Source organism: Streptomyces sp. NRRL F-5650 (assembly GCF_000721365.1).
GTDB classification, from domain to species: Bacteria; Actinomycetota; Actinomycetes; order Streptomycetales; family Streptomycetaceae; genus Streptomyces; species Streptomyces ardesiacus.
In genome coordinates this window covers 39,958-65,943 of sequence record NZ_JOGV01000003.1, presented here as the reverse complement: position 1 = coordinate 65,943, position 25,986 = coordinate 39,958, and the positions used below count along the sequence as shown (strand labels likewise).

The 25,986-nt window shown below is 73.6% G+C and carries 26 protein-coding genes and 1 pseudogene; 20 read left to right on the top strand and 7 right to left on the bottom strand.

The annotated features are described in order from the left end of the window. Positions 1–112: 112 nt before the first annotated feature. The gene (gene dacB / locus IG88_RS0104755; RefSeq protein ID WP_031035295.1) at positions 113–1,468 is read left to right on the top strand and encodes a D-alanyl-D-alanine carboxypeptidase/D-alanyl-D-alanine-endopeptidase; all 1,356 of its coding nucleotides are present in this window, start codon (positions 113–115) and stop codon (positions 1,466–1,468) included. Positions 1,469–1,648: 180 nt separating this feature from the next. On the opposite strand, the gene IG88_RS0104750 is transcribed toward dacB, so the two are convergent. Next, positions 1,649–3,157: a carboxylesterase/lipase family protein gene (locus tag IG88_RS0104750; protein WP_031035293.1), complete on the bottom strand. Its 1,509-nt coding sequence runs from the start codon at positions 3,155–3,157 to the stop codon at positions 1,649–1,651. A gap of 151 nt (positions 3,158–3,308) precedes the next feature. On the opposite strand from IG88_RS0104750, the gene IG88_RS0104745 reads away from it, so the two are divergent. Beyond that, complete coding sequence (locus tag IG88_RS0104745; protein ID WP_031035290.1) at positions 3,309–3,623, top strand: STAS domain-containing protein; 315 nt, start codon at positions 3,309–3,311, stop codon at positions 3,621–3,623. Positions 3,624–3,627: 4 nt separating this feature from the next. Here IG88_RS0104745 and IG88_RS0104740 read toward each other — a convergent pair whose 3' ends face one another. Then, positions 3,628–4,278 (bottom strand): hypothetical protein, encoded by a 651-nt coding sequence (locus IG88_RS0104740; RefSeq protein ID WP_031035287.1) that lies wholly within the window; start codon positions 4,276–4,278, stop codon positions 3,628–3,630. Positions 4,279–4,341: 63 nt separating this feature from the next. Between IG88_RS0104740 and IG88_RS0104735 the strand changes: the two genes are divergently transcribed. Further along, positions 4,342–4,911 (top strand): GNAT family N-acetyltransferase, encoded by a 570-nt coding sequence (locus IG88_RS0104735; RefSeq protein ID WP_031035285.1) that lies wholly within the window; start codon positions 4,342–4,344, stop codon positions 4,909–4,911. Here the strand turns inward: IG88_RS0104735 and IG88_RS0104730 are convergent. Continuing rightward, entirely contained in the window at positions 4,908–5,237 is a 330-nt protein-coding gene (locus IG88_RS0104730; protein ID WP_031035283.1) for a hypothetical protein, read from the bottom strand. The genes IG88_RS0104735 and IG88_RS0104730 overlap by 4 nt on opposite strands. A gap of 139 nt (positions 5,238–5,376) precedes the next feature. Between IG88_RS0104730 and IG88_RS38340 the strand changes: the two genes are divergently transcribed. Continuing rightward, the gene (locus IG88_RS38340; RefSeq protein ID WP_107452046.1) at positions 5,377–5,775 is read left to right on the top strand and encodes a VOC family protein; all 399 of its coding nucleotides are present in this window, start codon (positions 5,377–5,379) and stop codon (positions 5,773–5,775) included. Here the strand turns inward: IG88_RS38340 and IG88_RS0104725 are convergent. Then, positions 5,764–6,444, bottom strand: a pseudogene (locus tag IG88_RS0104725) (helix-turn-helix domain-containing protein); the annotation flags it as partial. The gene IG88_RS38340 and the pseudogene IG88_RS0104725 overlap by 12 nt on opposite strands. 10 nt (positions 6,445–6,454) lie before the next feature. Next, positions 6,455–7,441, bottom strand: a complete 987-nt coding sequence (locus IG88_RS0104720) for an AraC family transcriptional regulator (RefSeq protein ID WP_051851756.1) — start codon at positions 7,439–7,441, stop codon at positions 6,455–6,457. A 237-nt stretch (positions 7,442–7,678) separates the two neighbouring features. On the opposite strand from IG88_RS0104720, the gene IG88_RS0104715 reads away from it, so the two are divergent. Then, entirely contained in the window at positions 7,679–8,506 is an 828-nt protein-coding gene (locus IG88_RS0104715) for a sugar nucleotide-binding protein (protein WP_037835332.1), read from the top strand. A 77-nt stretch (positions 8,507–8,583) separates the two neighbouring features. Here IG88_RS0104715 and IG88_RS38335 read toward each other — a convergent pair whose 3' ends face one another. Next, positions 8,584–9,756, bottom strand: coding sequence for a YihY/virulence factor BrkB family protein (locus IG88_RS38335; RefSeq protein WP_031035274.1), 1,173 nt, complete (start codon positions 9,754–9,756; stop codon positions 8,584–8,586). Positions 9,757–9,856: 100 nt separating this feature from the next. Here IG88_RS38335 and IG88_RS0104705 point away from each other — a divergent pair, with 100 nt between their 5' ends. The 15 genes from IG88_RS0104705 to IG88_RS0104635 all read left to right on the top strand — a co-directional run bounded on the left by IG88_RS0104705 (position 9,857) and on the right by IG88_RS0104635 (position 25,255). Next, on the top strand, positions 9,857–11,500 hold the full coding sequence (locus IG88_RS0104705; protein WP_031035272.1) for an acyl-CoA dehydrogenase family protein: 1,644 nt from the start codon (positions 9,857–9,859) through the stop codon (positions 11,498–11,500). 242 nt (positions 11,501–11,742) lie between these two features. After that, positions 11,743–13,035 carry a GAF domain-containing protein gene (locus IG88_RS0104700; RefSeq protein WP_037835330.1) on the top strand — a complete coding sequence of 431 codons (1,293 nt, stop codon included), beginning with the start codon at positions 11,743–11,745 and terminating at the stop codon, positions 13,033–13,035. 465 nt (positions 13,036–13,500) lie between these two features. Then, positions 13,501–14,814 (top strand): hypothetical protein, encoded by a 1,314-nt coding sequence (locus tag IG88_RS0104695; RefSeq protein ID WP_031035268.1) that lies wholly within the window; start codon positions 13,501–13,503, stop codon positions 14,812–14,814. Positions 14,815–14,897: 83 nt separating this feature from the next. Next, complete coding sequence (locus tag IG88_RS0104690) at positions 14,898–15,470, top strand: GNAT family N-acetyltransferase (RefSeq protein ID WP_031035266.1); 573 nt, start codon at positions 14,898–14,900, stop codon at positions 15,468–15,470. Positions 15,471–15,619: 149 nt separating this feature from the next. Continuing rightward, positions 15,620–15,703 (top strand): putative leader peptide, encoded by an 84-nt coding sequence (locus tag IG88_RS45065; protein WP_309475039.1) that lies wholly within the window; start codon positions 15,620–15,622, stop codon positions 15,701–15,703. A gap of 202 nt (positions 15,704–15,905) precedes the next feature. Then, positions 15,906–17,603, top strand: coding sequence for a sulfite reductase SirA (gene sirA / locus IG88_RS0104685; protein WP_031035264.1), 1,698 nt, complete (start codon positions 15,906–15,908; stop codon positions 17,601–17,603). Further along, positions 17,600–17,779 carry a hypothetical protein gene (locus IG88_RS0104680; RefSeq protein WP_031035262.1) on the top strand — a complete coding sequence of 60 codons (180 nt, stop codon included), beginning with the start codon at positions 17,600–17,602 and terminating at the stop codon, positions 17,777–17,779. The genes sirA and IG88_RS0104680 overlap by 4 nt, the downstream gene beginning before the upstream one ends. Then, positions 17,776–18,486 carry a phosphoadenylyl-sulfate reductase gene (locus tag IG88_RS0104675; RefSeq protein WP_031035260.1) on the top strand — a complete coding sequence of 237 codons (711 nt, stop codon included), beginning with the start codon at positions 17,776–17,778 and terminating at the stop codon, positions 18,484–18,486. The genes IG88_RS0104680 and IG88_RS0104675 overlap by 4 nt, the downstream gene beginning before the upstream one ends. Position 18,487: 1 nt before the next feature. Further along, on the top strand, positions 18,488–19,111 hold the full coding sequence (gene cysC, locus IG88_RS0104670; protein ID WP_078861401.1) for an adenylyl-sulfate kinase: 624 nt from the start codon (positions 18,488–18,490) through the stop codon (positions 19,109–19,111). After that, positions 19,108–20,052, top strand: a complete 945-nt coding sequence (cysD, locus tag IG88_RS0104665) for a sulfate adenylyltransferase subunit CysD (protein ID WP_031035256.1) — start codon at positions 19,108–19,110, stop codon at positions 20,050–20,052. The genes cysC and cysD overlap by 4 nt, the downstream gene beginning before the upstream one ends. Before the next feature lie 2 nt (positions 20,053–20,054). Continuing rightward, positions 20,055–21,437 (top strand): sulfate adenylyltransferase subunit 1, encoded by a 1,383-nt coding sequence (locus tag IG88_RS0104660; RefSeq protein WP_051851755.1) that lies wholly within the window; start codon positions 20,055–20,057, stop codon positions 21,435–21,437. 233 nt (positions 21,438–21,670) lie between these two features. After that, on the top strand, positions 21,671–22,774 hold the full coding sequence (locus tag IG88_RS0104650) for an aliphatic sulfonate ABC transporter substrate-binding protein (protein WP_031035253.1): 1,104 nt from the start codon (positions 21,671–21,673) through the stop codon (positions 22,772–22,774). 33 nt (positions 22,775–22,807) lie between these two features. Next, positions 22,808–23,602: an ABC transporter ATP-binding protein gene (locus IG88_RS0104645; protein ID WP_031035250.1), complete on the top strand. Its 795-nt coding sequence runs from the start codon at positions 22,808–22,810 to the stop codon at positions 23,600–23,602. Continuing rightward, complete coding sequence (locus IG88_RS0104640; RefSeq protein WP_031035248.1) at positions 23,589–24,500, top strand: ABC transporter permease; 912 nt, start codon at positions 23,589–23,591, stop codon at positions 24,498–24,500. Before IG88_RS0104645 ends, IG88_RS0104640 begins: the two co-directional genes overlap by 14 nt. A gap of 8 nt (positions 24,501–24,508) precedes the next feature. Beyond that, the gene (locus tag IG88_RS0104635) at positions 24,509–25,255 is read left to right on the top strand and encodes a sirohydrochlorin chelatase (protein WP_031035246.1); all 747 of its coding nucleotides are present in this window, start codon (positions 24,509–24,511) and stop codon (positions 25,253–25,255) included. Positions 25,256–25,269: 14 nt separating this feature from the next. Here IG88_RS0104635 and IG88_RS0104630 read toward each other — a convergent pair whose 3' ends face one another. After that, on the bottom strand, positions 25,270–25,818 hold the full coding sequence (locus IG88_RS0104630) for a DUF1697 domain-containing protein (protein WP_031035243.1): 549 nt from the start codon (positions 25,816–25,818) through the stop codon (positions 25,270–25,272). Between the last annotated feature and the right edge of the window lie 168 nt (positions 25,819–25,986).

Below are 25,986 nucleotides of genomic sequence, written 5' to 3'. Positions count from 1 at the left end.
CACAACATTCACACCCCGTCGATTTCCGTCCCGGCCGTTCATATGACGGCTGGTAGCGTGCCCAGCGCTTCACCCCCACAGACCGAAGTAACCGATCTTTGGACTTCACTTCATGACTGGTACGCCAGACGAAACCCCCACCCAAACCTTCACGCCGGGCGGTCGGCGCAGGCACCGCAGGGCGAGAGTGAGCCGCGTCGGCGCGCGACGGGCCCTCGTGCTCGCGATGGCCGTGCCCGTGGCCTCCGCCACGCTGGCCGGGACCTCGGCCTTCGCCGCCGACGGCAACTCCGCCCAGGCGCAGGGCATTTCGGTCGACGACCTCTCCGCCGACGACGCGCAGCTCGTCAAGAACCTCAACGAGCGCCTTGCCGACGAGCGGCTGGGCACCGACGTCAGCGGCGTCGTGCTCGACGCCGAGTCGGACACCGCCCTGTGGGACCACAACGGCTCGACGGCCCTCATGCCGGCCTCCAACGCCAAGCTCGCCACGGCCACCACGGCCCTCACGCTGCTCGGCGCGAACCACGAGTTCACCACCAAGGTCGTGTACGGCGAGGGCACCCTCACCCTCGTCGGCGGCGGCGACCGCACCCTCACGAGTGAGGACGTCGCCGAGCTGGCCAGGACCGCGGCCGACGGGCTGAAGGCGGCGGGCCGGACGGACGTCGAGGTCCGGGTGGACGACAGCCTGTTCGCCGCCCCGAGCCTCGCCGAGGGCTGGAACGAGGGCTACTACCCCACCGAGGTCGCGCCGGTCCGTTCGCTGGTCGTGGACGGCGCCGCCGTCCAGGACACGTCGATCGACGCGGGCAAGGTCTTCGCCGAGAAGCTCGCCGCGCAGGGCATCACGGTCGGCGGCGAAGTGTCCCGCACGACGGCGAAGCAGTCCGACGTCCCGGTGGCGCAGCACAAGTCGGCGCCGCTGTCGGAGATCGTCAAGAAGATGCTCAAGACCAGCGACAACAACATCGCCGAGACCCTGCTGCGGATGACCGCGGTGGAGCTGGGCAAGCCGGGCACGTTCGAGGGCGGCACCGCGCTGGTCCGCCAGGTGCTCAGCTCGTACGGCATCTCCCTCGACAACTTCGAGATGCACGACGGCAGCGGCCTCTCCCGCGCCGACCGCATCCCGGCCGCGACCCTCGCCCAGCTCCTCGACGCGATCACGGAGTCCCCCGCCCTGGGCTCGATCCTGGAGGGCCTGCCGGTCGCCGGCGAGGCCGGTGCCAGCCTGGGCCCGGAGTGGGGCCGCTTCGACGACCCCAACTCCGAGTGCGCCATCGGCAAGGTGCAGGCGAAGACCGGCACGCTCACCGGCGCCATCGCCCTGAGCGGTGTCACGCGGACCGACGACGGCGACTGGCGGATCTTCTCCTTCATCGAGAACAACTCGACGGCCGACCCGAGCGACATCAAGGACGCCATGGACGGCCTCGCCGCGACCGTGAACGGCTGCTGGGCCTGACGCCCGGCGCGTGAGGGGGCGAGGAGATTCGGTGAAGGCCCCCGGGGGCAGACGGTGGTGCCCCGTCAGTCCCCGGGACCGGCGCACACATGCCGTCGGGCCGCGCCGCGCTCCCGCTCCCTCACGCGGAGCCCGGCGTCCTGCGGGCGGTGCCCCGCTCGCGGAGCCCGGCGGGCCACGTCACCGCCGGACCAGGCGCCTGGGCCGCGTCACCCGGGACGGGCCGGCGTCGGCCTTCCACAGGGCGTACTCGGCGTCCAGCGGACCGTGGACCGTGTGCGGGGCGCCGTCCCCGAAGACCCGTACGGGATGCGTGGCGTCCCAGGCCTGCCACCCGGGGTCCCCGGACCGAGCGAACCGCACCCACGCCCCGTGCATCGCGTCGGCCAGCTCCTGCGGGGCGCCCTCGCCCGCGAGCCTGCGCGCGTCGGGGCCGTCGCCGGAGTCGAAGACGAAACCCAGCTCCAGGGCGTGACAGGCGCCGAGATCGGGCAGGTTGGACGGCCAGGCGAACTCGTAGACGTACGAGGGTGCGGGCCGCGCGTCGGCCAGGCGGTGCACCGGGATGCGCAGCAGGTGGTCGGTGACGAGCTGGCCCACGGTTTCGGCGGCCCCCGCGCCGGGGCGCAGCGCACGGTAGCCGCGTACCACCTCGTTGCCGCAGTGGCAGCGGGCGCGGGCGCCCGCGAGGGCGACGGCGCCGAGCCGGTCGACGCGTTCGAGGAGGCCGCCGGGGACGAGCCAGAGCCGGTACTCGTCGCGGGTCCAGCCCATCATGAGGTCGACGTCGGGGGACGCGCCGCCGTCGAGGAGCGCCTCCAGCGGATCGCGGGGCAGCACGTCGCCGTCGACGACGAGACCGAAGCCCGGGCCGCCGAGCACGGGGCTGCTGAACCTGCCCACCTCGGCCTGGGCCCGCAGGAGCTGGTCGCGGTCGGCGGCGGCGAAGGCCTCGGCGGTGGCGGGGATCTTGAGCCGGGAGGCCATGCGGCGGACCATGCGCCGCACCTTGTCGCGGTCGGTGGCCTCGGGCGCGCCGCTCTGGAGCACGGCCCGCCGGAACAGCCCCCGGGCCTGGGGTGCGGCCAGGAGCGCGCCGGTGCTGATGGCGCCCGCGGACTGGCCCGCGACGGTGACCCGGCCCGGGTCGCCCCCGAAGGCGGCGACGGAGTCCCGCACCCACCGGAGGGCGGCGATCTGGTCGCGCAGGCCGGCGTTGGCGGGCGCGTCCGGGAACAGTCCGTAGCCCTCCACACCCAGTCGGTAGTTGACCGAGACGCACACCACCCCGTCCCGGGCGAAGGTGTGGCCGTCGTAGACGGGTACGGCGGAGGAGCCCCTGGTCAGGGCGCCGCCGTGCAGCCAGACCAGGACCGGCAGACGGGCGCCGGGGCCCGGTTCGGGGGTCCAGACGTTGAGGTTGAGGCAGTCGTCGCCGGCGATCGAGGGGTCGGAGAGGTACCGGGCGAAGGCCTCGGAGTACGGCGGTTTGGGTGCCGTGGGGCCGAAGGAGCCCGCGTCGCGGACGCCGTCCCAGGGCTCGGGGGGCAGGGGCGGGCGGAACCGGCCCGGACCGAAGGGGGGCGCCGCGTAGGGGATGCCCCGGAAGACGGCGACGCCGTGCTCGTACCTGCCGCGTACCGCCCCGTGCACCGTTCTGACCACGGGGTCCGTCTGGCCTGACCGCATGTGCCCACCAGCCCTTCGCCGCACTGTTCGTACCGCGTCATGCACAGCGCCGCACGGTGCGGATCTATTCCGGGCCCTCTCGCGCCGCGCCGGGGGGGGACAATGGACACCAGGCACGCCACGCACGCGAGGAGCGACCGAGGAGGCTGTCGTGAGGGACGCACCGGTGAGGATCGCCGAGGCCGGCGGGCGGCAGGCGGTGCTGGCCTTCTCCGGGACCCTGGACGCGCCCGCGCTGGGCCTGCTGGAGGAGCTGCTGCTCGACCCGCGGCTGCGGGAGCCGGGGGCCTGGACCCTGGACATGAGCGGCCTGGAGCACATCGATCTGGCCTGCGCGTACGCGCTGCTGCGGACGGTGACCAGGACGCCGGAGCCGGTCTCCCTGACCGTCCGGGGCGCCCGCCCGGCCGTCCACCGGACCCTGCGGCAGGCGGGACTCGACACGGTGGCCGCGTTCACGGCGTAGCCGGTCAGCCGCCCTCGTCCACGTGGTTGCGGGGTGCCCCGTCGCCGTACCGGGGCAGGTCGCCGCGCTCGACCGGCGGGGTGGGCGCGGGGTCGGCGGAGGGCGGGAGGCGGTCGGTCCCGGCGGCGTCGGGCCGGTGGGCGGCGAGGGCGGCGGCGCGCAGGACGTCGCGCGGTACGGCGTCCGTCTCGGCGGAGACGCGGACGACGTAACCCTGCTCGGGCCGGGCGTACTCGTGGCGTCCGGCACCGGTGCGGTACCAGGCGTCGCCGTCCCGCTCGCAGGTGGTGTGCTCGCCGGGCAGGCCGCCGACGGGCTGCCGGGGGCAGGTGGCGGCGGTGATCGTGCCCCGTTCGACGGCGAGGAGCAGCAGCGCGTCGGTCCCGTCCTCGACCCAGGTGGCGGAGAAGCCGTCGTCGCCGAGGACCCCGACGGACTGCTGGGCCAGGGTGAAGCCGGGAGCCTCGGTGACGTGGACCAGCTCGGGGGCGGTGCCCATCTCCCGGGCGCGGGCCACGAGTTCACCCGTGCCGGCCGGCGCCGCAGCGGACGGGGAACCCGAGGGCCGGCCGGTGTCCGCCTTCTCGGTGCCGCAGGCCGTGAGCAGCAGCGGGGTCAGCAACAGCACCGGCAGGAGGCGCGCGTGACGGTTCATGCGGCCATCCTGCCGCACGGGTGTGCGCGGCTCGGGCGGTTCGTGATCGATTAGGGTGGCACGATGCTCGAAGATAAGTTCGAAGGTGCTCTGGTCAGGCTGCGCGCGCTGCGCTCCGAGGACGCGGAGCACCACCTGCGGTGGCGCAACGATCCCGAGGTCGTGCGCTGGGCCACGGCGGGCGACCCGGGTTTCGGCCCGGTGACGGCGGAGGCGGTCGCCCTCGGCTTCGACACCATGCTGCGCCTGAACCCGCGCGAGTCGGCCGTGTTCACCGTCGAGGACCGCACCGGCGGCAGGGTGATCGGCATGGCCGACTACCGGGACCTGGACCCGTACGCCGGGGTGGCCACGCTCGGAGTCACCATCGGCGAGCGGGAGTTCTGGGGGTCGGGACACGGCAGTGACGCGCTGCGGCTGCTCGTGGACCACCTGTTCGGCGCCTACCCCCTCAACCGGCTGGAGCTGGACACCTGGAGCGGCAACGAACGCGCCGTGCGCGCCTTCACCCGGCTGGGCTTCCGCGAGGAGGGCCGCCGCCGGTCGGCCGTACTGCTGGACGGCAAGCGCTACGACGGCGTGCTCTTCGGCATGCTCCGCGAGGAGTGGGAGAACACCTCCGGAGCCCTCTAAGGGCCGTGCGCCGCGGCGTCCTTCGTCAGCCTGACGGCCTGGCGCAGGCTCAGGCCGGGGGTCGTCGCGCGCAGGGCCTTGACCGCGTGGACGGAGTCGACGGGGCCCTCGTGACCGGCCGCGGCGAGGCGTTCGTGGACCCAGCGGGCGAGCAGCTCCGCGTCGGAGGCCGCGGCGGCCTGCTCGACCAGGGCGGCGGCGCGCTCCAGTCCGGGCCGTTCCTCGGGCGTCGCCTCGACGAGCGCCTGGCGGATGCCGCGGGCGGCCAGGTCCGTGTCGCGCAGGAGGAGGACGTTGAGTTCCGGTGGGGCGAGTCGTCCGAACATACGGCCATGATCGGCCCTGCGCCGCTTGCCTTCAACGGACTTGAGGAGCATCTGAGACACGGTGCGCGGGCCCGGGCGCGACGTCCGGGTGTCCGTTTTCTTCAAGACCGGGCGCGTGCGCCCCGCCTACGGTGACCGCATGACCGCACGATTCGACGCCATCAGCCTCATCGTCTCCGACATGGCCGCCTCCGTGGCCTTCTACCGCCGGCTCGGTTTCGCGTTCCCCGAGGGGGCCGGGAAGGAACCGCACGCCGAGGCGGGGCTGCCCGGCGGCATCCGGCTGCTGCTCGACACCGAGGAGTCCGTCCGCTCCTTCACGCCCGGCTGGGAACCGCCGGCCGGCGGCGGCCGGCACTCACTCGCCCTGCTGTGCGACACGCCGGCCGAGGTGGACGCCCTGTACGCGGAGCTGACCGGCGCCGGGTGCCACGGCGAACGGGCGCCCTGGGACGCCTTCTGGGGCCAGCGGTACGCCGTCGTCCACGACCCCGACGGGCACGGCGTCGACCTGTTCGCGCCGCTGCCCGCGCAGTAGCTCGCCCGGCGTCGCGCCCGCCAGCTCCCGGACGTCCCGCGCCAGATGGGCCTGGTCCGCGTAGCCGGTACGGGCTGCGGTCTCGGCGAGGGGCGTACCGCTGCGGGCCAGGGCGAGGGCACGCTGCAGGCGCAGCACGCGGGCCAGCGTCTTGGGTCCGTAGCCGAAGGCCGCGAGGGAACGGCGGTGCAGCCGGCGTGCGCCGATGCCGAGTTCGTCGGCGGTCGCGGCGACCGGGCGGCCCGCTTCCAGGGCGGCGACGATCCGGGCCGGCAGCGGGTCGGGGGGACCGGCGTCGGCGGCCCGGGACAACGCGGCCTCCTCCAGGCCGGTCGCCGGGTCGGGGGCCGCGTTCACCCGCGCGGTCAGCCGACGGGCGCGGGCGGCAGGCCAGAGGTCGGCGAGGTCGACGCGGCGGTCGCGCAGCTCGGCGGCGGGCACCCCGAGGAGGGCGGGCGCGGTGCCGGGGTAGAAGCGGACGCCCGCCCAGGGGCCCCGGGCGCCCTCGGTGACGTAGGCGCGGGTGTCGGGGCCCGCGACCAGGAGCCGGCCGTCGTGCCAGAGCAGGTCCATGCAGCCGTCGGGCAGCACGCGTCCCGTGCCGGGCCCGGTCGGGGTGCTGGTCCACAGCACCGCGCCGGCCAGCCGGGACGCCCGTTCCGCGTACACGCGTGCCAGGTTACGCCGGGGACGGGGCCGGAGCCGCAGAGGGCGCCGACGGCGGGACCGGGGCCGCGGACGCGGTCCGGTACTCCTGCGGGCTGACGCCGTAGACCCGCTTGAAGGCGGTGGACAGGGCGAAGGCGCTGCCGTAGCCGACCCGGCGGGCGATGGTGCCGAGGGTGTCCTCGCTGTCGCGCAGCCGGTCGGCGGCCAGGGCGAGGCGCCAGCCGGTGAGGTAGCCCATGGGCGGCTCGCCGACCAGGTCGGTGAAGCGGCGGGCGAACGCGGCGCGGGAGACCCCGGCCGCGGCGGCGAGGGCCGCGACGGTCCACGGGTGCGCCGGGTCGTCCTGGACCAGCCGCAGCGCCCGGCCGACGACCGGGTCGCCCATGGCCCGGTACCAGGCGGGTGCCTCGGCCGAGGGCCGGGCGAACCAGGACCGCAGCGCGGCGATCACCAGCAGGTCCAGGAGCCGGTCCAGGACGACCTCCTGCCCCGGCTCGTCGCGCGTGACCTCGTTCATCAGCAGGGGCGTGAGGGGGTTGTCCCACGCCTCGGCGGTGAGGGACAGCAGTGGGGGCAGGGCGTCGAGGAGGCGGCCGCCTATCTCGCCGCGCACCAGGTAGGTGCCGATGAGGACGACCACCTCGCCGTCGGCGCGGTCGCCCCAGGTGCGTACGCCGAGGTCCATCGAGCCGTTGAGGGGGCGTCCGTCGGGGTAGCTGCACTCCCCGCCCGGCAGGATCACCGCCTGCGGGGCGGTGGCGGGGTCGTCGGCGCACAGGTACGGGTCGGGGCCGCGCGCGATGGCCAGGTCCCCGGCCCGCAGCCGCAGCCGCTCCCCGGTGTCCGGGACGATCCAGGCGTCGCCGCGGACCACCAGCATCACCGTCAGCGGCGCCCGGTCCTCCACACGCACCGCCCAGGGCGGATCGAAACAGGCACGGATCATGAAGGCCCCTCGGGCACGCGGGCCCTCCAGCATTCCGGCGAGTGCGTCCATGCCGAGAGCCTAGACGCACGCGCATGCGGGCGAGCCTCTCGGCGATGGGCGGGCGGCCCGCCCGGCGGTTGACTCGTCGTCATGACGCAGACGAACACGACACGGACGCACACGGCACCGGCGGACAAGACGCGGGCGGGCGCGGCACCGGCGGGCACGGCAGAAACGGGGACTGCACGGACGGGCACGGCACGGGCCGCGGCGGGGACGGCGGCGGCCGGGAGCGCGGTGCGGGACATGACCGTGGTGGTCACGGGGGCGACCGGGCGTTCCGGACGGCGGGTGGCCGAGGCGGCGCGGGCCGCCGGGCTGACCGTACGGGCCGCTTCCCGGGCCACGGGGTTCGACTGGGGCGACCGTTCGACCTGGGCGGACACCCTGCGCGGCGCCGACGCCGCGTACCTGGTGCACCCGAGCAACATCGGTGCCCCCGACGCCGCCGAGGCGGTCGGGGCGCTGGCGCGGGAGGCGGTGGGGCTCGGGGTGCGGCGGCTGGTGCTGCTGTCGGCGCGGGGGGAGGAGCAGGCCGGGCCCGCGGAGGAGGCGCTGGCGGCGTCGGGTGCGCGGTGGACGGTGGTGCGGGCCGCGTGGTTCGCGCAGAACTTCAGCGAGGGCCCGCTGGTCGAGGGGCTGCGCGCGCACGGAGAGCTGGTGTTCCCGGCGGGCGGGGTCGCGGAGCCGTTCGTGGACCTGCGGGACGTGGCGGACGTGGTGGTGGCGGTGCTGACCTCCGGCGACCGGTACGCCGGCCGGGTGCTGGAGGTCTCGGGTCCGCGGCTGCTCACGTTCGGTGCGGCGGTCGCGGAGATCGCGCGGGAGACGGGCCGTGCGCTGACGTACCGGGCCGTGTCGCCGAAGGAGTACGGCGAGGTCCTGACCGGGTTCGGCATACCGGAGGAGGAGGCCGGGTTCCTGGTGGGGCTGTTCGCCTCGCTGCTCGACGGGCGCAACGCCCGCCTGTCGGACGGCGTGGGACGGGTGCTGGGCCGCGAGCCCGGGGACTTCCGGGAGTTCGTGCGCGAGGGTGTGCGGGCGGGCACCTGGCGGGAGCAGCCGGCGGCGTGAGCCGTCCCGGGCGGACGGCCGCGGGGGGGGCGGCCCCGGGACCGCGGTGGGCGGGTCGCGGGGTCCGGGTCAGGGTCCTACGATGCCTCCGGCCTGCCGTGGCCGTGGCCCTCGTCGTGGTGCTCGGGGGGCCGGCCGTGGTTCGCGGGCGGCTGGTTCTTCGCGTGGGTGCGCAGGCGGGCCGTGACGTCCTCGGGGGGCAGGAAGCGGGACCAGCGTTCGGGGAACTCGGAGGGCATGTCGGGGTCGCCCCCGCCGTTCGCCGAGGTGCGGGCCACGTACTCGGCGACCTGGGCCTGGCGCAGCCGCTCGTTGGCCTCGCGGGCCGCCGCCGTCGCGGCGGCCGGCCACACCCGGTCGATGGCCGCGTTGACCGCCGCGCCGACCAGCACGGCGAACGCCGACACGCCGATCCACAGCAGTACGGCGACGGGCGCGGCCAGGGAGCCGTAGATGGTGGGGCCCTCGACGGTGCTGGTGAGGTAGATGCGCAGCAGGAAGCTGCCCAGGACCCACATGGCGAGGGCGACCAGTGCGCCGGGGACGTCCTCGATCCACGGGGAGCGCACGGGCACGGACACGTGGTACAGCGTGGTCAGGAAGGCCACGGACAGGATGATGACGACCGGCCAGTACAGGACCTGGACGACCGTCGTCGACCACGGCACGACGCGCACCACGGCGTCCGGTCCCGCCACCATCAGCGGCAGCGCGACCGATCCGATCAGCAGGGCCACGATGAAGAGGAGGAAGGCCATCAGGCGGGTCCTGACGATGCCCCGGACGCCGTCCAGGCCGTACATGACGGTGATCGTGTCGATGAAGACGTTCACCGCGCGGGAGCCCGACCACAGGGCGAACAGGAAGCCGATGGAGATGACGTCGGGCCGGCCCCCCTTCATCACGTCGTCCAGTATCGGCTCGGTGATCTGCTTGACGCCCTTCTCGGAGAGCACCGCGCGGGAGGCGTCCAGGATGTTGTTGCGCAGGCTCTCGGTGGTGTCGGCGCCGATCCAGGAGTCGACGTAGCCGAGCAGTCCGAGCAGGCTCAGCAGCAGCGGCGGCACCGAGAGCAGGGTGAAGAACGCGGCCTCGGCGGCGAGACCGAGGATGCGGTACTCCATGCACGAGTTGACCGTGTCCTTGAGCAGCAGCCAGGCGGTCTTGCGTTTGGAGACGTTGCGGTACAGAACCCGGACACGGTGGAGCCGGCCCGAGGGCCGTTCGGGGGAGTCACTTGCTGGCTGCACGCCCTAAAGGTATCCGGCGCGGCGACGGGCACTCATCCGCGGATGCCGCTGTTCGCGGACCGGGCCCGCCGGGGCCGCGCGGCGCGGTAGGTTCACGTCCATGGCAGGCAGTACCCACACCGTGACGAATCAGGCGCCGCCGCTGACCGGCTACGACGTCTTCACCTCCGACCGGGCCCTGGCGGAGGCGGTCGGACGGCATCTGCCGGCGGAGCTGCGCGAGGAGGCCCTGGCCGAGCTGTCGGGGACGGGCCTCGCCTGCGGGGCGCCGCAGATCCAGGAGTGGGGTGCGCAGGCCGAAGTGAATCCCCCGGTGCTGCGCACCCACGACCGCTACGGGCACCGGATCGACGAGGTCGGCTTCCACCCGGCCTGGCACCGGCTCCTGGGCAAGGGTGTCTCCACGGGCCTGACCGACGCCTGGTCCCGGCCCGGCGGGCAGGTGCGGCGCGCGGCGGCGTTCGTGCTGTGGACGCAGGTGGAGGCGGGCGTCTGCGGCCCGCTGTCGACGACCCACGCGGCGGTGCCGGCCCTGCGCACCGACCCGGCGCTGGCCGCCGAGTGGGAGCCCCGGCTGACCTCCCGGGTCTACGACCGGGAACTGCGGCCGGCGCACCGGAAGGCGGGCGTGCTGTTCGGGTCGGGCGGGACGGAGAAGCAGGGGGGCAGCGACGTACGGGCGAGCAGCACGTCGGCGCGGCCGCTGGCCGAGGACGGGACGTACGAGCTGCGCGGGCACGAGTGGTTCTGCTCGGCGCCGATGTCGGACGGCTTCCTGGTGCTGGCGCGGGCGCTCGGTGGCCCGACCTGCTTCCTGGTGCCGCGCGTGCTGGCGGACGGCACCCGCAACGCCTTTCTGCTCCAGCGACTCAAGGACAAACTGGGCAACCGGTCCAACGCCACCGCCGAGGTGGAGTTCGCCGGGACCTGGGCGCGCCGGGTCGGCGAGGAGGGGCGCGGGGTGGCCACCGTGCTCGAGGCGGTGGCGGTGGCCCGGCTGGACTGCGTGCTGGGCTCGGCGGGGCTGATGCGGCAGGCGGTGGCGCAGGCGGTGCACCACTGCGCCTACCGGGAGGCGTTCGGCGCGAAGCAGGCCGACCAGCCGCTGACGCGCAACGTCCTGGCGGACCTGGCGGTCGAGTCGGAGGCGGCCACGGCGCTCGGCCTGCGGCTCGCGGCGGCCCACGACGCCGCCGAGGCCGGTGACGAGCGGGAGCGGGCGCTGCTGCGGCTCGCGGTACCGGCGGCCAAGTACTGGGTGACCAAGCGGTGTGCGCCGGTGGCGCTTGAGGCCGCCGAGTGCCTGGGCGGCGACGGGTACGTCGAGGAGTCCGGGATGCCCCGGCTGGTGCGCGAGTCGCCGCTGAACTCGCTCTGGGAGGGCGCCGGGAACGTGCAGGCGCTGGACGTGCTGAGGGCGCTGGGGCGGGAGCCGGCGACGCTGGACGCGTATCTGACCGAGGTGGGCGCGGCGCGGGGGGCCGATCACCGGCTGGACGCGGCGATCCGCGGGCTGCTGACGGAACTGGCCGACCTCGCGGACGGCGAGGGGCGGGCGCGGCGGCTGGCGGAGCGGCTGGCGCTGGTGCTGCAGGGCGCGCTGCTGGTCCGGTACGCGCCGCCGGAGGTCGCCGACGCGTTCTGCGCCTCGCGGCTGGGCGGCGACGGGGGCGCGGCGTTCGGCACGCTGCCGCCGACCCTGGATCTCGCGGCGGTGGTGGAGCGGGCCCGGCCGATGGTCTGATTCCGGCCGCGTGGCGCGGGGGTGGTGCTGCGCCGACACGGCACCACCCCCGCCACACGGGCCTGTTCGGGCCGCGTACGCCGCTCGGGACGGCGTGGTTCAAGTCTGGCCATGCGCGAAGTCGTCCACCAGGGTTGCAGGGGGTTGCAACTTGCGGTCGGCTGTGTGCGGACTGTGCCCGCCGGGGGTGGGCAACCGGTCAGGATGAGACGGACATTCGGCTTCCGGAAGGACGGGGTCCCTTGGCGCTCTCGCCCATGGACGTGACGCAGTTCGCCGCCGTCGACACGGCGCGCGCGGCCCGGATGCTCAGCGAGGTCCGCTCCGCGCGGCTCTCCGGCGGGCGAGCCCCGGTGGCGCCGCGGCCGGTGATCGAGCAGTCCTGGGACCGGATGCTGCGCAGCGGGGTCGACCCGGAGCACGACTTCCGCTCCGGACTGCTGGCACCGGAGGAGGTGCGGCGGCGGCGCGAGTCCTCGGAGTTGCGGCACGTGCTGCCGGTACTGCGGGAGGCGCTGCTGTCCGTCGCCGACGTGGCGCACCACATCATGGTGGTCGCGGACGAGGACGGCCGGGTGCTCTGGCGGGAGGGGAGCGCGCGGGTGCTGCGCCGGGCGGACGGGCTCGGGTTCGAACTCGGCGCGGACTGGCGGGAGGAGGTGGTCGGCACCAACGGCCTGGGGACGCCGGCGGTGACCCGGCGGCCCGTACAGGTCTTCGCCTCCGAGCACTTCGTGCGGTCCCAGGCCACCTGGACCTGTGCCGGGGCGCCGATCACGGACCCGCGCAACGGACGCCTGCTCGGCGTGGTCGACGTGAGCGGGCCGCTGGAGACGGTGCATCCGGCGACGCTGGCGTGGGTGGACTCGGTGGCCAAGCTGGCTCAGGCCAGGCTGCGGGAGCTGCACACGCAGTCCCTCGAACGGCTGCGGGCGGTGGCGGCGCCGGTGCTGGCCCGGCTGGAGGGGCGGGCGCTGGTGGCGGACCGCGACGGCTGGACGGCGGCGGTGACCGGGATGCCGTACCTGGAGCGGGTGGTGCTGCCCAGGTCGCCGGAGGCGGGGGTGCGGTGGCTGCCGGGGTTCGGGGCGTGCACGGTGGAGCCGCTGGCGGAGGGCTGGCTGGTGCGGGCCGCGGCGGGGCCGGCGCCGCGGGGCTCCGTCCGGATCGTGCTGGACCTCGCCCAGTCGCGCCGCTGGTCGGTGCGGGTGCTGGGCGGCGCGGAGGACTGGGCGCGGGAACTGAGCCCGCGGCACGCGGAGTTGCTGTACCTGCTGGCGGTGCACCGGGGTGGCCGCAGCGCCGCCGGGCTGGCCGAGGACATGTTCGGCGACCCGGCCCGCACGGTGACGGTACGGGCGGAGATGTCGCGGGTGCGCCGGTATCTGGGGGCCTATCTCGAACACCGGCCGTATCGTTTCTGCGAGGACGCGGAGATCGAGGTCCTCCTCCCGCCCGACCCCCGCGACCTCCTCCCCCACTCCACCGCCCCGGCGGTGACGGAGGAACGGGCGGCGGCGGGAGCGGTGCGGTGACGAGCGGGCGGCGGCGGGAGCGTTGCGGTGACGCGGGCCGCCCGGCCCGGGGGCGCGGACTGCCGGGCCCGGGGAAGCGCGGGCCGCCCTCGCCGGGGAGCGGCACGGTGACGCGGACTGCCCGAAGGTGACGCCGACTGCCCGCAACGGGGAGCGGCACAGTGACGCCGCCCCCTCGGTCGGTCGTGTGCGGCACCCCGTGCCGGTGCGGCCGCAGCCGCTCCCCGGCCGCGCCTTCCTCGCCAACTCCCCTGCGCCAGGCCGCCCCACCCGGGCGAGGCGCTCCCTCGCCCGGCGGCACGGCGGCCCGGACGGCCGTGAAGACGGGTCGATTCCGCATATTTGCATCGTCTGCGCCCACCGGACCGTCCGTCTGTCGTAGCATCCTCTACGGACCGCCTCATCCGCTCCACGGTCAACGCGTCCACCGTCGAGCACAGTTGGTCCGGTGTCCGTGGAGGTTGTATGAAGCAGCGCGGCAGACACCGCCGGCGCAGACGGGGCAGGGCGCTGCGCGCGGCCCTGACCGGTGCGGCCCTCGCGCTGACCGGCGCGGCCACGCTGATCAGCGCTTCGCAGGCCACCGTGGCCGACGACCCCGGCGCCCTCAAGCCCCTCACCTCCGCCGCCGACACCGCGGCGCTGCGGCTGACCGAGCACCGGGTGCCGACGTCCTGGCTCGACCGGCTCTCCGCGTCGATGGGCGACCCGGTGGGCGTCGACACCGTCCTGGACTCCGCCGACCACAGCCTGCGCGACGGCGACGACTGCACGGCCCGGGAGCGCGAGGCCCTGCCGGTCTCCCCCGCCGCGACCCGCGCCTACTGCTGGGACCGGGCCGACACCGACGGCTGGCGCCCCGGCGCGGTCACCACCTCGGCCGACGCCGAGGCGGACGGCCGCTGGGACGGCCACCGCGTCGTCCTCTCCGCCTGGTCCCGCGACGACGGCACCCCCCAGGGCGGACTCGCCCGGGTCTCCTTCGTCGACGCCGACGACCCCGGCCGGCTCGCCTACACCTCGGCGCTCCTCGCCGTCCCCGTCGACGGCGGCCACGACTACCGGGGACTCGCCTCCCCCGTCACCGGCATGGTCTGGTACCAGGACAAGCTGCTGGTCACCGCCGCCGCCGGGGACCGCGACGCGCTGTACGTGTACGACGTGCAACGGGTGCAGCGCGCCACCGCCGCGGCGGACGCCGTCGGCCGTGTGCCCGGCGGCTGGGCGGCGGGCGGCCACCGGTACGTGCTGCCCGCCATCGCCTCCTACCGGCTCCCCGACACCGACGGCGCGGCCCGTCCCGGCGCCCTCTCCCTGGACCGCGGCACGACGCCCGACAGCCTGGTGGCGGGCGAGCACGTGAACGCGGACGGCGACCGGCCCGCCCGCCTGTGGCGCTACTCGCTGCGCTCCTCCGCCGACCCCGAGCGCGGCGGCCTGCCCGTCACGGACTCCGGCGGGCACGTGAACGCGGTGGAGGCGTACGAGACCGGTGCGGCCGAGGTCGGCGGCGTGCTGTCGCACCGCCCGCCCGGTGCGGCGGGGACCGACTGGTACCTGGGGCGCGCGGCCGGGGGCCAGGACGGGCGCGGGACGCTGTGGCGCCAGGACGCGAAGGGCGCGCGGGCGGCGGAGTGCGGCGCGGACCGGTCGCAGCAGTGCTGGAGCGGGCCGGCGGGCTCGCTGTCGTACTCGGCGCCGACCGGCGAGGTCTGGTCCCAGTCCGGCCGCATGCTGTTCGCGCTGCCGCTGTCGTCGATCGAGGACGCGCTCGACTGACGCACGCCGTCCCAGGCGTCGCCCCCCCGGCCGCCCGGGCCGGGGATCGACAGACCCGCGAAGCGGATGATTCCCTGACCGGCATGACCAACATCGCCGTGACCACCTGGTCCCTGGAGCAGACGGCGCCGACCGACCTGCTGCCGGCCGCCGCACCGGAGGGGGACGTCCGGATCGTCCGCTCCGAGGTGCCCTCCCCCGAGTTCAGCCGCTTCCTGTACGCCTCGGTCGGCGGCGACATCCGGTGGACGGACCGGCTCGGCTGGAGCTACGCGCGCTGGCAGGAGCACCTGGAGCGCCCGGGTGTGGAGACCTGGGTCGCCCTCGACCGCGGCACACCCGCCGGATACGTGGAGCTGTCCCCGGGCGACGACGGCGTCGTGGAGATCGAGTACTTCGGCCTGATCCCGGCCTTCCGCGGCCGGCGCATCGGCGGCCACCTCCTGTCGTACGGCACCGCCCGCGCCTGGGACCTGGCCGAGCGGTGGCCGGGCCTGGCCACCACCAAGCGGGTCTGGCTGCACACCTGCAGCAAGGACGGCGAGTACGCCATGGACAACTACCAGCGGCGCGGCTTCCGCCTGTTCGACACCAAGGTGGAGGAGGAGGCGGACGTGGCCACTCCGGGTCCGTGGCCCGGGGCCTTCCCCGCCTGACCTGCGCCGACACGTCCCTTTTCAGCCGTGCCACGCCGGACGCGGCACGCCTGTGACCCACGACACCCTTGTCTCGCTGTACGGGACAAGGGTGTCCATATTCTGGATTAAGCTGGACCAGTCACAGATCGCCGTGCCACGCTTCCGTCATGCCTGGAACTGGAATTGCCTTGGTGAGTCGGCGGCACGTCGACCTCGGCCGCATGTCCAGCGCCATCTGTCCGGGCCGCTGAGAGCACCCTCCAGCACCTCCGCAACACCCGCGTTCACCCCGCTCCCGCGCAATGACGCGCACACGTGTCTCACGTATGCCTCCGCAGGCCGTGCGCCGTGCGCGCAGGTCAGAGCCGCCCCGTCCGCTACCCGACCACCCCCTCGTCGACGGCGCCACGCGCCGACCCCACCTGCTCCTGCCTTGAAGGACGTGTGTCAACCATGGCCGCCACGCCACCCAACCCCGCTGCCGCGACCCCGCGCCGCAAGGTGAGCCGTCACCGCGGCGAGGGCCAGTGGGCGGCCGGACACTTCACCCCGCTCAACGGCAACGAACAGACCAAGAAGGACGACGACGGTCTCAATGTGCGGACGCGCATTGAGACGATCTACTCCAAGCGGGGTTTCGACTCGATCGACCCGGGCGATCTGCGCGGCCGTATGCGCTGGTGGGGGCTGTACACCCAGCGCCGCCAGGGCATCGACGGCGGCAAGACCGCGATCCTGGAGCCGGAGGAGCTGGACGACCGCTACTTCATGCTCCGCGTCCGCATCGACGGCGGCGCGCTGACCACCGCTCAGCTCCGCGTCGTCGGCGAGATCTCGCAGGAGTTCGCGCGCGGCACGGCCGACATCACCGACCGGCAGAACGTCCAGTACCACTGGATCCGGATCGAGGACGTGCCGGAGATCTGGAACCGGCTGGAGGGCGTCGGCCTGTCCACGGTGACCGCCTGCGGCGACACGCCCCGCGTGATGATCGGCTCCCCCGTGGCGGGCATCGCCGAGGACGAGATCATCGACGGCACACCGGCTCTGGAGGAGATGAAGCGCCGGGTGCTGAACAACCCGGCGTACTCGAACCTCCCCCGCAAGTTCAAGACCGCGATCTCCGGGTCGCCGGTGCAGGACGTCGTCCACGAGATCAACGACGTGGCGTTCGTCGGCGTCGAGCACCCCGAGCACGGGCCGGGCTTCGACCTGTGGGTCGGCGGCGGTCTGTCCACCAACCCCAAGCTGGGGGTGCGGCTGAACGCCTGGGTGCCGATCGAGGACGTGCCCGACGTCTACGAGGGCGTCATCTCCATCTTCCGCGACTACGGCTACCGCCGGCTGCGCAACCGCGCCCGCCTGAAGTTCCTGGTCGCCGACTGGGGCGCGGAGAAGTTCCGGCAGGTGCTGGAGGACGAGTACCTGAAGCGGAAGCTGACCGACGGTCCGGCGCCCGCCGAGCCCGCCGGCCGCTGGCGCGACCACATCGGCGTGCACCGGCAGAAGGACGGCCGCTACTACGTCGGCTTCGCTCCGCGCGTCGGCCGGGTCGACGGCACGATCCTGACCAAGGTCGCCGACCTGGCGGAGGCGCACGGCTCGGGCCGGGTGCGCACCACGGTCGAACAGAAGATGATCGTCCTCGACGTCGAGGAGGCGCAGGTCGACTCCCTGGTGGAGTCCCTGGAGGCGCTCGACCTCACGGCCCGTCCCTCCACCTTCCGCCGCGGCACCATGGCCTGCACCGGCATCGAGTTCTGCAAGCTCGCCATCGTCGAGACGAAGGCGCGCGGCGCCGCGCTCATCGACGAACTGGAGCGCCGCCTCCCCGACTTCGACGAGCCTCTCACCATCAACCTCAACGGCTGCCCCAACGCCTGCGCCCGCATCCAGACCGCGGACATCGGCCTCAAGGGCCAGCTCGTGCTCGACGAGCACGGCGAGCAGGTCGAGGGCTACCAGGTGCACCTGGGCGGCGCCCTGGGCCTGCAGGCCGGCTTCGGCCGCAAGGTGCGCGGCCTCAAGGTCACGGCACAGGACCTGCCGGACTACATCGAGCGCGTCCTCAAGCGCTTCCAGGCCGAGCGCGAGGAGGGCGAGCGCTTCGCCGCCTGGGCGGCCCGGGCCTCCGAGGAGGCCCTGTCGTGAGCGAGCGCGCCGCACCCTTCTACTGCCCCTACTGCGGGGACGAGGACCTGCGTCCCGGCGAGCAGGGCCACGGGGCCTGGGAATGCGGGGCGTGCAACCGCGCATTCCAGTTGAAGTTCCTCGGGCTGCTCGCCCAGGGACTTCAGCCCAACTCCACGGGAGGGGAACCGATATGACGGCGGTTCAGGACGAGCGCACGACCGACGGCCTCAGGGCACTGGCCGAGCGGGCGGGCCGTGAGCTGGAGGACGCCTCCGCGCTGGAGATCCTCCAGTGGGCGGCGAAGACCTTCGGCGACCGCTTCTGCGTGACCTCCTCCATGGAGGACGCGGTCGTCGCGCACCTCGCCTCCCGCGCCCTGCCCGGCGTCGACGTGGTGTTCCTCGACACCGGCTACCACTTCCCGGAAACCATCGGCACCCGCGACGCGGTCGAGGCCGTGATGGACGTGAACGTCATCACGCTCACGCCTCGGCAGACGGTCGCCGAGCAGGACGCCGAGTACGGCCCGAGGCTGCACGACCGCGACCCCGACCTGTGCTGCGCGCTGCGCAAGGTGAAGCCGCTGGAGGAGGGGCTGAAGGGCTACCAGGCCTGGGCGACCGGGCTGCGCCGCGACGAGTCCGAGACGCGGGCGAACACACCGGTCGTCGGCTGGGACGAGAAGCGGGGCAAGGTGAAGATCTCCCCCATCGCCAAGTGGTCACAGGAAGATGTGCAAACGTACGTCACCGAGCACGGCGTCCTCACCAACCCGCTGCTGATGGACGGCTATGCCTCCGTGGGCTGCGCGCCCTGCACCCGCCGTGTGCTGGAGGGCGAGGACGCCCGCGCCGGACGCTGGGCGGGCCGCTCCAAGACCGAGTGCGGACTGCACGGCTGACATGACGACCACCACCGGACCGACCACCACCGGACCGTCGGCCCCGGGGCCGACGACCGCCGGACCATCGAGATCCAGGGAGAACCACGTGACGACCGGAGCCACCGTCTGGCTCACGGGGCTGCCCAGCGCGGGCAAGACCACCATCGCCCGCGAGCTGGCCGACCGCCTGCGTGAGGAGGGCCGGCGCGTCGAGCTGCTCGACGGCGACGAGATCCGCGAGTTCCTCTCGGCGGGCCTCGGCTTCGACCGCGCGGACCGGCACACCAACGTGCAGCGCATCGGTTTCGTCGCCGAACTGCTCGCCCGCAACGGCGTCACGGCGCTGGTCCCGGTGATCGCCCCGTACGCCGACAGCCGCGACGCGGTGCGCGAGCGGCACGAGGCGAACGGCACGGCGTACGTCGAGGTGCACGTGGCCACCCCCGTCGAGGTGTGCTCGGTGCGCGACGTGAAGGGCCTGTACGCCAAGCAGGCGGCGGGCGAGCTGACGGGGCTGACCGGGGTGGACGACCCCTACGAGGAGCCCGTCGGGCCCGACCTGCGCATCGAGTCGCAGAACCAGACCGTCCAGGAGTCCGCCGCGGCGGTCCACGCCCTGCTCACCGAAAGGGGACTGGCATGACGACGTCCGTGACGCCCGCGGCGGCCGAGGAGGGTACGGACAGCCCGTACGCCCTCTCCCACCTGGACGCCCTGGAGTCCGAGGCGGTGCACATCTTCCGCGAGGTGGCGGGCGAGTTCGAGCGGCCGGTGATCCTGTTCTCCGGCGGCAAGGACTCGATCGTGATGCTGCACCTGGCGCTGAAGGCATTCGCTCCCGCGGCCGTCCCCTTCTCACTGCTGCACGTGGACACCGGGCACAACTTCCCCGAGGTCCTGGACTACCGCGACCGCACGGTGGACAGGCACGGGCTGCGCCTGCACGTGGCCTCCGTGCAGGACTACATCGACCGGGGCGTGCTCAAGGAGCGCCCGGACGGGACCCGCAACCCGCTGCAGACGCTGCCGCTGACCGAGAAGATCCAGGCCGAGAAGTTCGACGCCGTCTTCGGCGGCGGTCGCCGGGACGAGGAGAAGGCGCGGGCCAAGGAGCGGGTGTTCTCGCTGCGCGACGAGTTCTCCCAGTGGGACCCGCGCCGCCAGCGCCCCGAGCTGTGGAACCTGTACAACGGCCGGCACGCCCCCGGCGAACACGTCCGCGTCTTCCCGCTTTCCAACTGGACCGAGTTGGACGTGTGGCAGTACATCGCCCGCGAGGGTATCGAGCTTCCGGCGATCTACTACGCCCACGAGCGCGAGGTCTTCAGCCGCAACGGCATGTGGCTGACGGCCGGCGAGTGGGGCGGACCCAAGGAGGGCGAGACGGTGGAGAAGCGCAGGGTCCGCTACCGCACCGTCGGCGACATGTCCTGCACCGGTGCCGTCGACTCCGACGCCGACGACATGGAGAAGGTGATCGCCGAGATCGCGGTCTCCCGCCTCACCGAGCGCGGCGCCACGCGTGCCGACGACAAGATGTCCGAGGCCGCGATGGAAGACCGCAAGCGCGAGGGGTACTTCTAACCATGACCAGCACCACCGAACCCATCGAGCCCGCCCGCGCGGCCGAGTCCGCCGAGGCGCTGTCGGTCTGGCAGCTCTCGGAGACGACCCTGCTGCGCTTCGCCACCGCCGGCTCGGTCGACGACGGCAAGTCCACGCTGGTCGGCCGGCTCCTGCACGACTCCAAGTCGGTCCTCACCGACCAACTGGAGGCCGTGGAGCGGGCGTCCGCGAGCCGCGGCCAGGGGGCGCCGGACCTCGCGCTGCTCACCGACGGCCTGCGGGCCGAGCGCGAACAGGGCATCACCATCGACGTGGCCTACCGCTACTTCGCCACCCCGCGCCGCCGGTTCATCCTGGCGGACACGCCGGGCCACGTGCAGTACACGCGGAACATGGTCACGGGCGCCTCCACGGCCGAGCTGACGGTGATCCTCGTCGACGCCCGCAACGGCGTCGTCGAGCAGACCCGCCGGCACGCCGCGATCGCCGCCCTGCTGCGCGTCCCGCACGTCGTCCTCGCCGTCAACAAGATGGACCTGGTCGGCTACGAGGAGTCCGTGTTCGCCGCCATCGCCGAGGAGTTCACGGCGTACGCCACCGAACTGGGCGTCCCGGAGGTCACCGCGATCCCCATCTCGGCGCTCGAGGGCGACAACGTGGTGGAGGCGTCGGCGGTCATGGACTGGTACGGCGGCCCGACGGTGCTCGAACACCTGGAGACCGTGCCGGTCAGCCACGACCTGGCGCACTGCCACGCCCGGCTGCCCGTGCAGTACGTGATCCGGCCGCAGACCGCCGAGCACCCCGACTACCGCGGCTACGCGGGCCAGATAGCCGCCGGCACCTTCCGCGTCGGCGACGAGGTCACCGTCCTGCCCTCCGGGCGCACCTCCAAGGTGTCCGGCATCGACCTGCTCGGCCGGCCGGTCACCGAGGCGTGGACGCCGCAGTCGGTGACGCTGCTGCTCGACGACGACATCGACATCTCCCGCGGCGACCTGATCGTGCCCAGCCAGGACGCCCCGGCCACCACCCAGGACGTCGAGGCCACCGTCTGCCACGTCGCCGACGCTCCGCTCACCGTGGGCCACCGGGTGCTGCTCAAGCACGGCACCCGCACCGTCAAGGCGATCGTCAAGGACATCCCGGCCCGGCTCACGCTGGACGACCTGTCCCTGCACCCGCACCCCGGGCAGCTCGTCGCCAACGACATCGGCCGGGTCAAGATCCGCACCGCCGAGCCGCTGCCCGCCGACTCCTACGCCGACTCGCGGCGCACGGGCTCGTTCATCCTGATCGACCCCGGTGACGGCACCACGCTCACCGCCGGCATGGCGGGCGAGTCGTTCGCCGCGCCGGAGCCGGTCAAGGACGCGGCGGACGACGACGGGTGGGACTTCTGAGCATGGGCTCCCCCGACTTCTACTCCACGTTCGCCAAGGAGGGCGGCCGCGTCGGCAGCGGCGTCCTCGGCAGCGGGCAGGGCGGAGTGGCGCGATGTGTGCGCTGACGTACGCGCACCGCTCGCGCGCCCTCACCCCCCACAGCCGAAGACCTGCCGACCTCCCGGCCACGACCTGACACCTCGGACCATCCGACAGGCGTGCGTGCCGGACCAACGAGAGGAACACCTCCCGTGCCTGCCACCACCGCCCTGCGCCGCACCCTCGCGGCCGTAGCAGCCCTTCCCCTGCTCACCCTGGCCGCCTGCGGGTACGGCTCCGAGGCGAAGGACGACGACACCGCCAAGGTCGCCGACGGGGCCGAGAAGGTCGACGGTCTCGACTCCGTGCGGATCGGGTACTTCGGCAACATCACGCACGCCACGCCGCTGGTCGCCAACCAGAAGGGCTTCTTCCAGAAGGCGCTGGGCGGCACCGAGGCCAAGTACGCGGTCTTCAACGCCGGTCCGTCCGAGATCGAGGCGCTGAACTCCGGCTCCATCGACATCGGCTGGATCGGCCCGTCCCCGTCGATCAACGGCTACACCAAGTCCGGCGGCAAGAACCTGCGCATCATCGGCGGTTCGGCCTCGGGCGGCGTGAAGCTCGTGGTGAACCCGGACCGGATCAAGTCCCTGGAGGACGTCAAGGGCAAGCGGATCGCCACCCCACAGCTCGGCAACACGCAGGACGTCGCCTTCCTCAACTGGATCGCCGAGCAGGGCTGGAAGGTCGACGCCCAGAGCGGCAAGGGCGACGTGACGGTCGTCCGCAGCGACAACAAGGTCACCCCGGACGCCTACAAGTCCGGTTCCCTGGACGGCGCGTGGGTGCCCGAGCCCACCGCCTCCAAGCTGGTCGCCGAGGGCGGCAAGGTGCTGCTCGACGAGTCCACGCTGTGGCCGGACCAGAAGTTCGTGATCACGAACATCATCGTGTCGCAGAAGTTCCTCAAGGAGCACCCCAAGGCCGTCGAGGCGGTCCTCGGGGCGTCGGTCGACACCAACGCGTGGATCACGGCCCACCCGGACGAGGCGAAGGCCGCGGCGAACCAGCAGTTGGAGAAGGACTCCGGCAAGGCGCTGCCGGCCGACGTGCTGGACCCGGCCTGGAAGTCGATCAAGCTCACCGACGACCCGCTGGCCTCCACCCTGGACGCCCAGGCGGAGCACGCCGTGAAGGCCGGTCTGCTGGAGAAGCCCGACCTGAACGGCATCTACGACCTCACGCTGCTCAACAAGGTCCTCAAGGCCAAGGGGAAGCCCGCGGTCGACGACGCCGGGCTCGGCGTCGAGTAAAGCCCGGATCCGACCACCCAGGAGGTGACGACCATGGCCACGACCACGACCCTCGCCAAGGCCGCCGACGGCACCGAGCCGGCCGCGTACGCCGCCCGGATCGAGCACGTCTCGAAGTCCTTCGCGGGCCCCGCCGGGCAGCAGCTCGTCCTGGACGACATCACCCTCGATGTCGCGCCCGGCGAGTTCGTCACCCTCCTGGGCGCCTCCGGCTGCGGCAAGTCCACGCTGCTGAACCTGGTGGCGGGCCTGGACGAGCCGAGCGCGGGCGCCATCAGCACGGACGGGCGGCCGGCCCTGATGTTCCAGGAGCACGCCCTGTTCCCGTGGCTGACCGCGGGCAAGAACATCGAACTCGCCCTGAAGCTGCGGGGCGTGCCGAAGAACGAGCGCCGCGACAAGGCGGAGGAACTGCTCGAACTCGTCCGTCTCAAGGGCGCGTACGGCAAGCGGGTGCACGAGCTGTCCGGCGGGATGCGCCAGCGGGTCGCGATGGCCCGGGCACTCGCGCAGGAGAGCCAACTCCTGCTGATGGACGAGCCGTTCGCGGCCCTGGACGCCATCACGCGGGACGTGCTGCACGACGAGCTGACCCGGATCTGGCGCGAGACGAAGCTGTCCGTGCTGTTCGTGACGCACAACGTCCGCGAGGCCGTGCGGCTGGCCGAGCGGGTGGTCCTGCTGTCCTCGCGGCCCGGCCGGGTGGCGCGCCAGTGGACGGTGGGCATCCCGCAGCCGCGCCGCATCGAGGACACCGCCGTGGCGGAGCTGTCCGTCGAGATCACCGAAGAACTGCGTGGGGAGATCCGCCGACATGGCCAGCACTGACACGAAGCGCTCCGCCGGGGACGCGGGCGCGAGGGACGGCGGCGACCTCGCCGGCCTGGAGGCGGGCCTGGACGCACTGGAGTCGGTGCAGCAGGGGCGCAAGCCGCTGCGGCAGACCTTCGTGGAGAAGATCCTGCCGCCCGCCGTGGCGGTCCTGCTCGTCCTCGCGGTGTGGCAGGCGCTGGTCTCCTTCGAGATCGTCGACGACCCGACCAAGCTGCCCGCCCCCTCCGACGTGTGGCACGTGGTCCAGCAGGCGTGGCTGGAGGGGGAACTGCTCGGCTACATCTGGACCAGCGTCTCGCGCGGCCTGCTCGGCTTCTTCTTCGCGCTGCTGATCGGCACCCCGCTGGGGCTGCTGGTGGCGCGGGTGAAGTTCGTGCGCGCGGCGATCGGCCCGATCCTGTCCGGCCTCCAGTCGCTGCCGTCGGTGGCCTGGGTGCCGCCGGCCGTGATCTGGCTGGGCCTGAACAACTCGATGATGTACGCCGTGATCCTGCTCGGCGCGGTGCCCTCCATCGCCAACGGGCTGGTCTCCGGCGTCGACCAGGTCTCCCCGATCTACCTGAGGGCGGGCCGCACCCTGGGCGCCACGGGGCTGAAGGGCACCTGGCACATCGTGCTGCCGGCCGCGCTCCCCGGCTATGTCGCCGGTCTCAAGCAGGGCTGGGCGTTCTCCTGGCGCTCGCTGATGGCCGCCGAGATCATCGCCTCCTTCCCCGACCTCGGGGTGGGGCTGGGGCAGTTGCTGGAGAACGGCCGCAACGCCAGCGACATGGCCATGGTCTTCGAGGCCATCCTGCTCATCCTGGTCGTCGGCATCGCCATCGACCTGCTGATCTTCAGCCCGCTGGAGCGCCGGGTGCTGCGCAGCCGCGGTCTGCTGGTGAAGAGCTGAGGCGCGACATGTCCGCTCCGGTCCGCCCCGTACTCCTGGTGGTCGCCCACGGCAGCCGCGACCCGCGGCACGCCGCGACCGTGCACGCCCTGGTCCGCCGGGTCAGGGCGCTGCGTCCGCGGACACGGGTGGAGACCGGCTTCCTGGACTTCAACGTCCCCTCGGTGCAGGGCGTCCTCGAGTCCCTGGACGCGGAGGGCGTGCGGGACGTGGTGGCCCTGCCGCTGCTGCTGACCCGCGCCTTCCACGCCAAGGCGGACATCCCCGCCGTCCTGGCGGCGGCGCCGCCGCGCCTGCGGGTGCGGCAGGCCGAGGTGCTCGGCCCCTCGCCGCTGCTGCTGACGGCACTGGAGCGGCGCCTGTACGAGGCGGGTCTGACGCCCGCCGACAAGTCCTCGACCGGGGTCGTGCTGGCCGCGGCGGGGTCCTCCGACCCGGAGGCGATCGCAGTGATCGCTGATACCGCGCGGGAGTGGCGGCACACCGGTTGGTGCGCCGTGCGGCCTGCGTTCGCCTCCGCATCCCTTCCGCGCACCGAGGACGCGGTACGGCGGTTGCGCGAGCTGGGCTGCGCCCGCGTCGCCGTCGCCCCCTACGTCCTGGCACCCGGTTTCCTGCCGGACCGCATCGCCCGGGGCGCGACCGGCGCGGACGTGCTGGCGGACGTCCTGGGCCCCGCCCCCGAGGTGGCACGGGTCCTGCTGGACCGTTACGACGCGGCCCGGGCGCCGTTGGCGGTGGCGGTCGGGGCCTGAGGCCGGACCCGGGATCAGGGTCCGGTCAGTTCCACGAGTTTAATGACCGTGTTCCAGTTGCGGCTGGTGGCGACGAGTCCCTTGGTGACACGGGGTCTGGCGAGGGCCTCGGCTAGCTTGGAGCGGCCCAGGCCGTCGGGCGCGTAGAGGTAGAGGGCGCGGTCGCCGAGGCGGAACTCCTCGGGGCGGAAGGCCGGTGCGTCGATCGCCGCGAAGCGGTCCGCGTCGACGGGTGCGGAGAAGTAGGTGACGTGCACCTGCTTGGCCTCCAGCTCGGCGGCCGGGAACGGGCACGCCTCGACGATCCCCTTCAGATAGGCGTGGTCGCGCACGATCACGTCCACCGGGAAGCCGAAGCGCCGCTCGACCGCCGCCGCCAGCTCGGCGGCCAGGGAGTCCTCGTCGCCGCGCGCGGAGGCGAAGACGGCCTGGCCGCTCTGCAGATGGGTGCGTACGGCGTCGTGGCCGAGTGAGGTCAGCAGCGCGCGCAGGTCGGCCATCGGCACCTTGCGGCTGCCGCCCACGTTGATCCCGCGCAGCAGCGCCGCGTACTTGGTCGTCATCCGCCCACCCTAGAACGGCCGTCGGGCCCCGCGGAGCGTGCACGGCGGCGGGTCCGCCGTCGCCCGTCACCGCAGAGCACGACGCGACGGTCTCACGCGGGCCACCCCGTCGAAAGGCCGGGCGGCGGCAGGGAACCTGCGCCGACGGGCCGCCGTCGGGATCCGGGC